Source organism: Mycobacterium sp. NGS17, assembly GCF_059813205.1.
Genome location: NZ_JCALED010000005.1, coordinates 91,297 through 103,358 on the forward strand (window position 1 = coordinate 91,297; position 12,062 = coordinate 103,358).

The window sequence follows — 12,062 nt, forward strand, 5'->3', positions numbered from 1 at the left end:
ATTCTCGGCTGCGTGGTCGACGACAGGCAACGACAGCGCGGCGAACGGCGGGGGCGGCCGGCGTCCAACGGCTGGTCGGGTCCGGGCCGCGCGCGCCCGGCCCAGCCGCAGGCCGCCGGACGTGGGGAGGCACAGGCCGATCGCGCGCCGCAGGACGGGCCGCCGATACCGCCGGGCGTGGAAGCCAAGCAGCTGGCGCCCGAGATCCGGCGCGACCTGAGCACGCTGGACCGCGCGACCGCGGACGCCGTCGCGCGCCACCTGGTGGCCGCGGGCGAGCTGCTCGACGAAGACCCGGAGGCCGCCTTGCGCCACGCCAGGGCCGCGCGCGCCCGGTCCAGCCGGATCGCCACCATTCGTGAAGCGGTCGGCATCGCCGCCTACCACTGCGGCGACTGGGCCCAGGCGCTCGCCGAGTTGCGCGCGGCCCGCAGGATGGGCAGCAAGTCCTCGCTGCTGGCGCTGATCGCCGATTGCGAACGGGGACTTGGCCGCCCGGAGCGGGCGATCGAACTCGCGCGCGGGCCAGAGGCCGCCGGGCTCACCGGTGACGACGCCGACGAGTTGCGCATCGTCGCGGCCGGGGCGCGCGCGGACCTCGGCCAGCTCGAGCAGGCGCTCACCATCTTGTCCACGCCGCAACTGGACCCCGCCCGCACCGGCACGACGGCCGCCCGGCTGTTCTACGCGTACGCGGACACCCTGCTGGCGCTCGGCCGCGACGACGAGGCGCTGCAGTGGTTCCTGCACTCCGCTGCCGCGGACGTCGACGGCGTCACCGACGCCGAAGACCGGGTCAGTGAACTCGGCTGATGACCGACTCAGATCACGCCAAAACCCTTGCGCAGCAATATGACTGCCTGCTGATAGACCTGGACGGCACGATGTTTCGCGGCCGTCGTCCCACCGAGGGCGCGGTGCAGGCGCTGGCGCAGGTGCGCAGCCGCGCCTACTTCGTCACCAACAACGCGTCGCGCAGCGCCGATGAGGTCGCCGCGCACCTGACCGAGCTGGGCTTCACCGCCGTCGCCGACGACGTCGCCACCAGCGCCCAAAGCGCCGCGCGGCTGCTGGCCGACCGGTTGCCGCCCGACTCACCGGTGCTGATCGTGGGCACCGAGGCCCTGGCCGACGAGATCACGGCGGTCGGGCTGCGCGCGGTGCGCAGCTACGACGACGGCCCGGCCGCGGTCGTGCAGGGTCTGTCGCAGACCATCGGGTGGCCGGAGCTGGCCGAGGCCGCGCTGGCCATCCGGGACGGGGCGCTGTGGGTGGCGTCCAACGTGGACCTGACGCTGCCCACCGAGCGCGGGCTGTTGCCCGGCAACGGATCGTTCGTGGCCGCGCTGCGGGCGGCCACCGGCGGCAAGCCCGAGGTCGCCGGCAAGCCGGCGCCCGGACTGCTGCGAGATGCCGCGGCCCGCGGCGACTTTCGCGCCCCCTTGGTGGTCGGGGACCGGCTCGACACCGACATCGAGGGCGCCAACGCCGCCGAGCTGCCCAGCCTGATGGTGCTCACCGGGGTCAATTCCGCGCGGGACGCGGTTTACGCCAACCCCGCCCAGCGCCCCACCTATATCGGGAACGACCTGCGCTCGCTGCACACCGACGCCGGGCGGCTCGCGGTCGGGCCGCAGCCGGGCTGGCGGGTCGAGGCCGCGGACGCGCAGATCACGGTCAGTGCCGACGGGACGGACGACGACGGGGATGGCCTGTCGATCGTTCGCGCGGTCGCCGCCGCGGTGTACGCGCGCCCCGATTCCGACTCAGGCGAGGTGCGCATCGAGGCCGCCGACGACCGGGCGCGCGCCGCGCTGGGGCGCTGGTCTTTGGTGCACACGGACTGACGGGTGACTAGCGTAGGAACGCGATGACTATCGATCCCGACGAGATTCGCGCCGAAATCGACGCCCTGCTCGCGCGGCTGCCCCAGCCCGGGGACGGCGAAGACCCCGAGCAGGTGCCCCTGGAACGCCAGCTCGACGAGCTGGAAGAAATAGCACGCCGCCTGTCCGAGGCGCATGACGTGCTGCTGGCCGCGCTGGAGTCGGCGGAGAAGGGCTGAGTGCGCGGATGTCGCGACGCGCCCGCGTTGACGCCGAACTGGTCCGGCGCGGCCTGGCCCGGTCCCGGCAGCAGGCCGCCGAGTTGATCGGTGCGGGGAAGGTCTGCATCGACGGGATGCCGGCGCGCAAGCCGGGCACCGCCGTCGCGGTCACCGCGGCCCTGACCGTCGCCGAGGACGGCGAGCGCGGCTGGGTGTCGCGCGGAGCGCACAAGCTGATCGGGGCGCTGGATGCTTTCGAGATCTCGGTCGCGGGCCGTCGCTGCCTGGATGCCGGCGCGTCGACGGGTGGCTTCACCGAAGTCCTGCTGGATCGCGGGGCCGCCGAAGTGGTCGCGGTCGACGTGGGATACGGCCAGCTGGCCTGGTCGCTGCGCAGCGACGCCCGGGTGGTCGTCGTCGAACGGACGAACGTGCGCGACCTCACGCCGGAGGCGGTCGGCGGGCGGGCCGACCTGGTGGTGGCCGACCTGTCCTTCATTTCGCTGTCCACGGTTTTGCCGGCGCTAACTGGATGTGCCGCACCGAACGCGGATATCGTTCCCATGGTGAAGCCGCAGTTTGAGGTGGGCCGGGGCCTGGTCGGCGCCGGTGGTGTGGTGCACGACCCCGGCCTGCGCGCCGACGCCGTGCTGGCGGTCGCCGGCCGCGCCGGCGAGCTGGGCTGGCACACCGTCGACGTCACTGCCAGCCCGCTGCCGGGCCCGTCGGGCAACGTCGAGTACTTCCTGCGGCTGCGCACCCAGACCGATAGTCCACTCATCGGCGACGACCTGGTGACGGCGGTGCGGCGCGCGGTGGAAAGCGGGCCACGGTGAGTGAAAGCGCGTCACGCACCGTGCTGATGGTGGCTCACACCGGCCGAGACGAGGCCACCGAGACCGCGCGGCGCGTGCAGAAAGTGCTGAGCGCCAACGGAATCGAGCTTCGTGTGCTGTCCGCCGAGGCGGTCGACAAGGGGCCGATGCACCTGGCCCCCGACGACATGCGCGCCCTCGGCATCGAGATCGAGGTGGTCAACGCCGACCCGCAGGCGGCCGCGGGCTGCGAACTGGTGCTGGCGCTGGGCGGCGACGGCACGTTCCTGCGGGCCGCCGAACTGGCCCGCAACGCCAACATCCCGGTGCTCGGCATCAACCTGGGCCGCATCGGCTTCATGGCCGAGGCCGAGGCCGAGGCCATCGACCGGGTGCTGGATCATGTTGTCGCACGCGATTATCGGGTGGAGAACCGGTTGACGCTCGACGTGATGGTGCGCCACGGCGGCGACGTTTCGGTGCACGGCTGGGCGCTGAACGAAGTCAGCCTGGAGAAGGGCCCCCGGCTGGGCGTGCTCGGCGTCGTCCTCGAGATCGACGGACGCCCGGTGTCGGCGTTCGGCTGTGACGGGGTGCTGGTGTCGACGCCCACCGGATCCACCGCCTACGCGTTCTCCGCGGGCGGGCCGGTGCTGTGGCCGGACCTCGAGGCAATCCTGGTGGTACCCAACAACGCTCACGCGCTGTTCGCCCGCCCCATGGTCACCAGCCCGGACGCCACCATCGCGATCGAGATCGAGGCCGACGGCCATGACGCCTTGGTGTTCTGCGATGGCCGCCGCGAAATGTTGGTCCCGGCGGGGAGCCGGCTGGAGGTAAAGCGTTGCGACACACCGGTGAAATGGGCCCGGCTGGACAGCGCCCCATTCACCGACCGGCTGGTGCGCAAATTCCGGCTGCCGGTGACCGGGTGGCGCGGGAACTGACGGCCTTAGCTCTGGTGCTCGCTGAATGCTGACCGAAATCCGCATCGAGTCGCTCGGTGCCATCAGCGCCGCGGTGGGGGAGTTCGACCGCGGCCTGACCGTGCTGACCGGCGAGACCGGTACGGGCAAGACCATGGTGGTGACCGGGCTGCACCTGCTCGGTGGCGCCCGCGCGGACGCGACCCGGGTGCGGTCGGGCGCCGATCGGGCGATCGTCGAAGGCCGTTTCACCACAACGGATCTCGACGAAGCCACGATCGCGAAGCTGGACGACCTGCTGGACGCCTCGGGCGCCAAACGCGACGAGGACGGCAGCGTGATCGCGTTGCGCTCGGTCAGCCGGGACGGACCGTCGCGGGCGTATCTCGGCGGCCGCAGCGTGCCGGCCAAATCGCTGGGCGACTTCACCGCCGGGCTGCTGACCCTGCACGGGCAGAACGACCAGCTGCGGCTCATGCGGCCCGAGGAGCAGTGCGGCGCGCTGGACCGGTTCGCGAAGGCCGGCACCGCGCTGGAGCGCTACGGCAAACTGCGCGACGCCTGGCTGTCGGCGCGCCGCGACCTGCTCGACCGCCGCAACCGGATGCGCGAGCTCGCGCTGGAGGCCGACCGGCTGAACTTCGCCCTCAACGAGATCGATGCGGTGGACCCACAACCCGGCGAGGACGATGCCCTGGTCGCCGAGATCCTGCGGCTTTCCGAGCTGGACACCCTGCGCGAGGCCGCGGCGGGGGCCCGGGCGGCCCTGTCCTCGGACGAGGCGGACGGATCCGGATTCGGCGCGACCGACAGCCTGGGAAAGGCAAGGGCCGCACTGGAATCCACCGACGACGCGAAGCTGTTGGCGTTGGCCGGCCAGCTCGGCGAGGTGCTGACGGTGGTCGTCGATGCGGCCGGTGAGCTGGGGGGCTTCCTGGCGGAGCTGCCGGTCGATGCCAGCGCGCTGGAATCCAAATTGGCCCGGCAGGCCGAACTGCGCACGCTCACACGCAAGTACGCCGCGGACATCGACGGCGTGCTGGCCTGGGCCGCCGAATCACGCGAACGACTGGCCCAACTCGACGTCTCCGAGGAAGGGCTGGCCGCGCTGGCGGCGCGGGTCGACGAGCTGGCGGGTGAGTTGGCCCAGGCCGCGGTCGATCTGAGCAGCATCCGGCGCAAGGCCGCAAAGCGGCTCGCCAAGGAAGTCACCGCCGAGCTGTCCGGGCTGGCGATGGCCGACGCCCAATTCAGCATCGACGTCACCGTCGACGCCGCGCCGGCCGCCGACGACGCCGCCGCGTTGAGGTTGCCCTCGGGCGAGCTGGCCCGCGCGGGCGCCGACGGCGTCGATGAGGTGGAGTTCGGCTTCGCGGCCCACCGGGGGATGGATCAGCTCCCGCTGGCGAAGAGCGCTTCGGGCGGCGAGCTGTCCCGCGTGATGCTGGCGCTGGAAGTGGTGCTGGCCGCCTCGGCGGCGGGCACCACCATGGTGTTCGACGAGGTCGACGCCGGCGTCGGAGGCCGGGCGGCGGTGCAGATCGGGCGGCGGCTGGCGCGGCTGGCCCGCACCCACCAGGTCATCGTGGTCACCCACCTGCCGCAGGTCGCGGCTTACGCCGACGTGCACCTGGTGGTGCATGGAGCCGGGCCCAAGGGGACCAGCGTGGTGCGGCGGGTCGCCGACGACGAGCGGGTCGCCGAGCTGGCGCGGATGCTGGCCGGGCTGGGCGAGTCCGACAGCGGCCGCGCGCACGCCCGTGAACTGCTCGATGCGGCGCAGAAGGACGAGATCTGAGCGCCCGGAACACGTAATACAGCTGTGACTAATGAGACTCTAGATAACTTCTGAGGCTGATGTTACGGCGCGCCTCCCGTCCTCTCCCGGGCTTCGCGGACAGAATCGCCCCCATGAAGATGTCAGGCCTTCTTTCCCGTAACACCGACCGGCCGGGTCTCGTCGGCACCGCCCGTGTGGACCGGAACATCGATCGACTGCTGCGTAGGGTCTGCCCCGGCGACATCGTGGTGCTCGACGTCCTGGATCTGGACCGCATCACGGCGGACGCGCTGGTGGAGGCCGATATCGCCGCGGTCGTCAACGCGTCCCCGTCGGTGTCGGGCCGCTACCCGAACATGGGTCCCGAGGTGCTGGTCAACAACGGGGTGACGCTGATCGACGAGGCCGGACCCGACATCTTCAGGAAGGTCAAGGACGGCGCCAAGATCCGGCTGCACGAGGGCGGGGTGTATGTAGGCGATCGCAGGCTGGTCCGCGGGACCGAGCGCACGGACCACGACATCGCCGACCTGATGCGCGAGGCCAAGAGCGGCCTGTCCGCTCACCTCGAGGCCTTCGCCGGCAACACGATCGAGTTCATCAAGAGCGAGAGCCCGCTGCTGATCGACGGCATCGGCATCCCCGACGTCGACGTCGACCTGCGCCGCCGGCACGTGGTGATCGTCGCCGACGAGCCCAGCGCCGAGGAGGACCTGAAGTCGCTCAAGCCGTTCATCAAGGAGTATCAGCCGGCCCTGATCGGGGTGGGCACCGGCGCCGACGTCTTGCGCAAGGCGGGCTACCGGCCCCAGGTCATCGTCGGTGACCCCGACCAGATCAGCACCGACGCGCTCAAGTGCGGCGCCCAGGTCGTATTGCCCGCCGACGCCGACGGCCACGCGCCCGGCCTGGAGCGGATCCAGGATCTCGGCGTCGGGGCGATGACGTTCCCGGCCGCGGGCTCGGCGATCGACCTCGCCCTGCTGCTGGCCGATCACCACGGGGCCGCGCTGTTGGTGACGGCCGGCCACACCGCAAACATCGAGACCTTCTTCGACCGCACCCGCGCGCACAGCAACCCCTCCACCTTCCTGACCCGGTTGCGGGTGGGCGAGAAGGTGGTGGACGCCAAGGCCGTTGCCACCCTGTACCGCAACCACATCTCGGCGGGCGCCATCGCGCTGCTGGCGCTGACGATGCTGATCGCCGTGATCGTCGCGCTGTGGGTGTCACGCACCGACGGCGTGGTGCTGCATTGGGTCACCGACTATTGGAACCACTTCTCGCTCTGGATCCAGCACCTGGTCAGCTAGTCATCTCGAGGATGCGCTCATGATCTCGTTACGCCAACATGCCTTGTCGCTGGCCGCCGTCTTCCTGGCGCTGGCCGTGGGAGTCGTGCTGGGCTCCGGGTTCTTGTCGGACACCTTGTTGTCCAGCCTCCGCGACGAGAAGCGCGACCTGACCACCCAGATCAGCGGACTGAACGACCAGAAGAATGTGCTGAACGAAAAGCTCAGCGCGGCAAACAATTTCGATACCCAACTGGCTGGCCGGATAGTGCACGACGCGCTGGGCGGCAAGTCGGTGGTGGTGTTCCGCACCCCGGATGCCGCCGACGACGACGTGGCCGCGGTGTCGAAGTTCATCGGCCAGGCCGGCGGGACGGTGACCGGGACGGTGTCGCTGACGCAGGAGTTCGTGGAGGCGAACTCGGCGGAGAAGCTGCAGACGGTGGTCAACTCCTCGGTGCTGCCCGCGGGCCAGCAGCTGAGCACCAAGCTCGTCGACCAGGGCTCGCAGGCGGGCGACCTGATGGGCATCGCCCTGCTGGCCAACGCGAACCCGGCGGCGCCGGCGGTCGATGAGATCCAGCGCAACACCGTGCTGGCGGCGCTGCGTGACACGGGCTTCATCACCTATCAGCCAGCCGATCACATGGGCGCGGCCAACGCCGCCCTGGTCGTCACGGGCGGCTCGTTGCCCGGCGACGCCGGCAACAAGGGCGTCAGCGTGGCGCGCTTCTCGGCCGCGTTGGCCCCGCACGGCTCGGGCACCCTGCTCGCCGGGCGCGATGGTTCGGCGACCGGGGGCGCCGCCGTCGCGGTGACCCGCGCCGACGCCGCGATGAACTCGGCGATCACCACGGTCGACGACGTCGACGCCGCGCCGGGGCGCATCACCGCGGTCCTGGGGCTGCACGACCTGCTCAATGGCGGCCATGCCGGGCAGTACGGCACCGGGCACGGGGCGGCGTCGATCACGGTGCCTCAGTAGCGGGCGTGTTAGCCGCGGCACAGCGCGGTGGATGTTAGGGTGGGTTTCCGTGGGTCGGCAGGCCCATCTAGTTATTCGCTAGAACAATTTTGACGCCCTGCCCGTCTTCACGGAGGTCGCCTGTGCGAAAGCACCCGCAATCCGCCACCAAGCACCTCTTCGTCAGCGGGGGAGTCGCTTCCTCGTTGGGCAAGGGTTTGACCGCCAGCAGCCTCGGCCAGCTACTGACGGCCCGCGGGTTGTACGTGACGATGCAGAAACTCGACCCGTACCTCAACGTCGATCCGGGCACCATGAACCCGTTTCAGCACGGCGAGGTGTTCGTCACCGAGGACGGCGCCGAAACCGACCTGGACGTCGGCCATTACGAACGATTTCTGGATCGCGACCTGTCCGGCTCGGCGAATGTGACTACGGGACAGGTCTATTCGACGGTCATCGCCAAGGAGCGGCGCGGCGAGTATCTCGGTGACACGGTCCAGGTGATCCCGCACATCACCGACGAGATCAAAGGGCGCATCATGTCGATGGCCCAGCCCGACGCCGAGGGCAACCGTCCCGACGTGGTCATCACCGAGATCGGCGGCACCGTCGGCGACATCGAGTCGCAGCCCTTCTTGGAGGCGGCGCGCCAGGTGCGTCACGACCTCGGCCGCGAGAACGTCTTCTTCCTGCACGTCTCGCTGGTGCCCTACCTGGCGCCGTCGGGTGAACTCAAGACCAAACCCACCCAGCACTCGGTTGCGGCGCTGCGCAGCATCGGTATCACCCCCGACGCGCTGATCCTGCGCTGCGACCGTGACGTTCCCGAAGCGCTGAAGAACAAGATCGCGCTGATGTGTGACGTCGACATCGACGGCGTCATCTCCACCCCGGACGCGCCGTCGATCTATGACATCCCCAAGGTGCTGCACCGCGAGGAACTCGACGCCTACGTGGTGCGCCGGCTCAACCTGCCGTTCCGCGACGTGGACTGGACCGAATGGGACGACCTGCTGCGCCGCGTGCACGAGCCGCACGAGGTTGTGCGAATCGCCCTGGTGGGCAAGTACGTTGAGCTTTCCGACGCTTATCTGTCGGTCACCGAGGCGCTGCGTGCCGGGGGGTTCAAGCACCACGCCAAGGTGGAGCTGGTCTGGGTGGCGTCCGACGACTGCGAGAGCCCGGCCGGCGCGGCGTCGGCCCTGGGCGACGTGCACGGCGTGCTGATCCCCGGCGGGTTCGGCATCCGCGGCATCGAGGGCAAGATAGGCGCCATCCACCACGCCCGCGGGCGAGGGCTGCCGGTGCTCGGCCTGTGCCTGGGTCTGCAATGCATCGTGATCGAGGCCGCCCGCTCCGCCGGTCTGGCCCAAGCCAATTCGGCGGAGTTCGACCCCGAGACGCCCGATCCCGTCATCTCCACGATGGCCGACCAGGTCGACATCGTCGCCGGCGAAGCCGACCTGGGCGGCACCATGCGGCTGGGCGCCTACCCCGCGGTGCTGGAACCGGAATCGATTGTGGCCCAGGCATACGGCGCAACCGAGGTGTCCGAGCGGCACCGCCACCGCTACGAGGTCAACAACGCCTACCGCGACAAGATCGCCGAAAGCGGCCTGAAGTTCTCCGGCACCTCTCCGGACGGTCATCTGGTGGAGTTCGTCGAGTACCCGCCGGACGTGCACCCGTTCATCGTCGGCACCCAGGCCCACCCGGAGCTCAAGAGCCGCCCCACCCGGCCGCACCCGCTGTTCGTCGCCTTCGTCGGCGCGGCCATCGACTACAAGGCGGGCGAGCTGCTGCCGGTGGAAATCCCGGAGCAGTCATCGAACGGCATCCAGCACCGGGACAGCGCGGCGCGGCCGATACCTGAGCCCGCGACCCGTGGCTGACCACGTCTTCGAGACGGCGTCGTCCGAAACGCTGTACACCGGAAAGATTTTCGCGCTGCGCAGCGACCGGGTGCGGATGCCGGGCGGCAAGGTCGTGACCCGCGAGATCGTCGAGCATTTCGGCGCGGTCGCCGTGGTCGCGATGGACGACGACGGCAACATCCCGATGGTCTACCAGTACCGGCACGCCTTCGGCCGGCGACTGTGGGAGTTGCCCGCGGGACTGCTCGATGTCGATGGCGAGGCAGCCCATCTCACCGCGGCGCGCGAGCTGATGGAGGAGGCGGGGCTCAAGGCCGCGGCCTGGACGGTGCTCGTCGACCTCGATTCCACACCGGGTTTCAGCGACGAGTCGGTGCGCGTCTATCTGGCCACCGGCCTGACTCAGGTGGAACGGCCCGACGCGCACGACGAAGAAGCCGACATGACATTGGAGTGGTACCCGCTGGCCGACGCCGCCCGCAAGGTGCTCAGCGGTGACATCGTCAATGCCATTGCGGTGGCGGGGATTCTGGCCGCCCACGCCGTGACCACCGGCTTCGCGCAGCCGCGTCCGGTGGACAGCCCGTGGCTGGACAAGCCGACGGCGTTCGTCGCGCGCAAGGCCAAGTAATGACAATGGCGGCGCTGGACACGCAGTTGCAGGGCTACCTCGACCATCTGACGATCGAGCGCGGCGTCGCCGCGAACACCCTCAGCTCGTACAGCCGCGATCTGCGTCGGTACACAAAACACCTGTCGGACCGTGGAATTCACGACCTGGCCAAGGTGGGTGAGAACGACGTCAGCGAGTTCCTGGTTGCGCTGCGCCGCGGCGATCCCGACACCGGGGCCGCTGCGCTGTCGGCGGTGTCGGCGGCGCGGGCGCTGATCGCGGTGCGCGGCCTGCACCGGTTCGCCGCCGCCGAAGGGCTGGCCGAACTCGACGTGGCGCGTGCCGTCCGGCCACCGACGCCGGGGCGGCGGCTGCCCAAAAGCCTGACCATCGACCAGGTGCTGGCGCTACTTGAGGCCGCGGGCGGCGACAGCCCGGCCGACGGTCCGCTGACCCTGCGTAACCGGGCGCTGCTGGAACTTCTGTACTCCACCGGCGCACGGATCTCCGAGGCCGTCGGCCTCGACGTCGACGACGTCGACACGCATGCCCGGTCGGTGTTGTTGCGCGGCAAGGGCGGTAAGCAGCGGCTGGTGCCGATCGGGCGTCCGGCCGTCGCCGCCCTGGACGCCTACCTGGTGCGGGGCCGTCCGGAGCTGGCGCGCCGCGGGCGCGGAACGCCGGGCATCTTCCTCAATGTGCGTGGGGGGCGGTTGTCACGGCAAAGCGCGTGGCAGGTTCTGCAGGACGCGGCCGAACGTGCCGGCATCACCTCCGGGGTGTCGCCGCACATGCTGCGGCACTCCTTCGCCACCCACCTGCTGGAGGGCGGCGCCGACGTGCGGGTGGTGCAGGAATTGCTCGGGCACGCCTCGGTGACGACGACGCAGATCTACACCATGGTCACCGTGCACGCGCTGCGCGAAGTGTGGGCCGAGGCGCACCCCCGGGCGCATTAGCCCACGTATTCGGACTCCAGCACCAGGTCGGACACCAGTGTCTGATACTCGACGTGCGCCTTGTGCTCGACGGTGTTCCACTGCTTGCCCTGCTGTCGCCGCATGTACTCGCGATACTTCGGCGCACCCGGCACCCGCACGTTGTCGGCCACCACGATCGAGCCCGGATGCAACCACTCCCGGTCCAGGATGCTGGTCAGGTCGTCCAGGTAGGCGTCCTTGTCGTGATCGAGGAACACGAAATCCAATGTGCCGGAGGCAAACCCATGCTCGTTGGCCAGTGCGTCCAGGGTGCGCCCCCCGTCGCCGATGGTGCCGACCACACACGTCACCCGGTCGGCAACGCCGGCGTGCGCCCAGATCTGGCGGGCGTTGGCCGCGTTGGCCTCGGCCAGTTCGACCGAGAACACTTTGGCATTGGGGGCGGCCCTCGCGATGCGCAAGGCGCCGTAGCCGCAGTAGGTGCCCAGTTCGAGCGCGAGCGACGGATCGGCGCGCCGCACGGCGGCGTCGAGCAGCAGCCCTTTCTCGTCGCCGACGTTGATCAGCAGCGATTTCTCATAGGCGAACTTGTCGATGGTGGCCAGCACGTCGTCGATGTCGCCGGCGCGGGCGTTGCGCAGGACGTACTCGACCGCGGCCGCCTCGCGCCCGTCACCGATCTGCCCGGTGGTGGTGATGTTCTGGGCGCCGGCGGCCATGCGCCAGACCGACCAACGCAGCAGAGGTATCCGTCGTTTGAGGTTCATAAACGTCACGATAGGCCGGGGGCTGGTATCGCCCTGAAGG

The 12,062-nt window shown here is 70.1% G+C and carries 12 protein-coding genes; 11 read left to right on the forward strand and 1 reads right to left on the reverse strand.

The genetic code is table 11. The features are described from left to right. Positions 1-12 precede the first annotated feature (12 nt). From AC5Y7E_RS12875 to xerD, 11 genes are all read left to right on the forward strand, one after another. On the forward strand, positions 13-813 hold the full coding sequence (locus AC5Y7E_RS12875) for a tetratricopeptide repeat protein (RefSeq protein ID WP_499949272.1): 801 nt from the start codon (positions 13-15) through the stop codon (positions 811-813). Further along, complete coding sequence (locus AC5Y7E_RS12880) at positions 813-1,847, forward strand: HAD-IIA family hydrolase (protein ID WP_499949274.1); 1,035 nt, start codon at positions 813-815, stop codon at positions 1,845-1,847. Before AC5Y7E_RS12875 ends, AC5Y7E_RS12880 begins: the two co-directional genes overlap by 1 nt. A gap of 23 nt (positions 1,848-1,870) precedes the next feature. Further along, positions 1,871-2,065: a hypothetical protein gene (locus tag AC5Y7E_RS12885; RefSeq protein ID WP_499920908.1), complete on the forward strand. Its 195-nt coding sequence runs from the start codon at positions 1,871-1,873 to the stop codon at positions 2,063-2,065. A gap of 8 nt (positions 2,066-2,073) precedes the next feature. After that, positions 2,074-2,883, forward strand: a complete 810-nt coding sequence (locus AC5Y7E_RS12890) for a TlyA family RNA methyltransferase (protein WP_499949276.1) — start codon at positions 2,074-2,076, stop codon at positions 2,881-2,883. Further along, positions 2,880-3,809, forward strand: a complete 930-nt coding sequence (locus AC5Y7E_RS12895) for an NAD kinase (protein WP_499920912.1) — start codon at positions 2,880-2,882, stop codon at positions 3,807-3,809. The genes AC5Y7E_RS12890 and AC5Y7E_RS12895 overlap by 4 nt, the downstream gene beginning before the upstream one ends. Before the next feature lie 25 nt (positions 3,810-3,834). Continuing rightward, a complete protein-coding gene (gene recN / locus AC5Y7E_RS12900; protein ID WP_499949277.1) occupies positions 3,835-5,586 on the forward strand; it encodes a DNA repair protein RecN in 1,752 nt (583 codons plus the stop codon). Positions 5,587-5,699: 113 nt separating this feature from the next. Further along, positions 5,700-6,881 (forward strand): putative cytokinetic ring protein SteA, encoded by a 1,182-nt coding sequence (steA, locus tag AC5Y7E_RS12905; RefSeq protein ID WP_499920916.1) that lies wholly within the window; start codon positions 5,700-5,702, stop codon positions 6,879-6,881. A gap of 19 nt (positions 6,882-6,900) precedes the next feature. Continuing rightward, positions 6,901-7,845, forward strand: coding sequence for a copper transporter (locus AC5Y7E_RS12910; protein WP_499949279.1), 945 nt, complete (start codon positions 6,901-6,903; stop codon positions 7,843-7,845). A gap of 122 nt (positions 7,846-7,967) precedes the next feature. Continuing rightward, complete coding sequence (gene pyrG / locus AC5Y7E_RS12915) at positions 7,968-9,719, forward strand: CTP synthase (RefSeq protein WP_499920920.1); 1,752 nt, start codon at positions 7,968-7,970, stop codon at positions 9,717-9,719. After that, positions 9,712-10,332 carry an NUDIX domain-containing protein gene (locus AC5Y7E_RS12920; RefSeq protein ID WP_499949281.1) on the forward strand — a complete coding sequence of 207 codons (621 nt, stop codon included), beginning with the start codon at positions 9,712-9,714 and terminating at the stop codon, positions 10,330-10,332. Before pyrG ends, AC5Y7E_RS12920 begins: the two co-directional genes overlap by 8 nt. 5 nt (positions 10,333-10,337) lie before the next feature. Continuing rightward, positions 10,338-11,273, forward strand: a complete 936-nt coding sequence (gene xerD, locus AC5Y7E_RS12925; RefSeq protein ID WP_499921122.1) for a site-specific tyrosine recombinase XerD — start codon at positions 10,338-10,340, stop codon at positions 11,271-11,273. Here the strand turns inward: xerD and AC5Y7E_RS12930 are convergent. Then, complete coding sequence (locus AC5Y7E_RS12930) at positions 11,270-12,022, reverse strand: O-methyltransferase (RefSeq protein WP_499949283.1); 753 nt, start codon at positions 12,020-12,022, stop codon at positions 11,270-11,272. The genes xerD and AC5Y7E_RS12930 overlap by 4 nt on opposite strands. Positions 12,023-12,062: the final 40 nt, after the last annotated feature.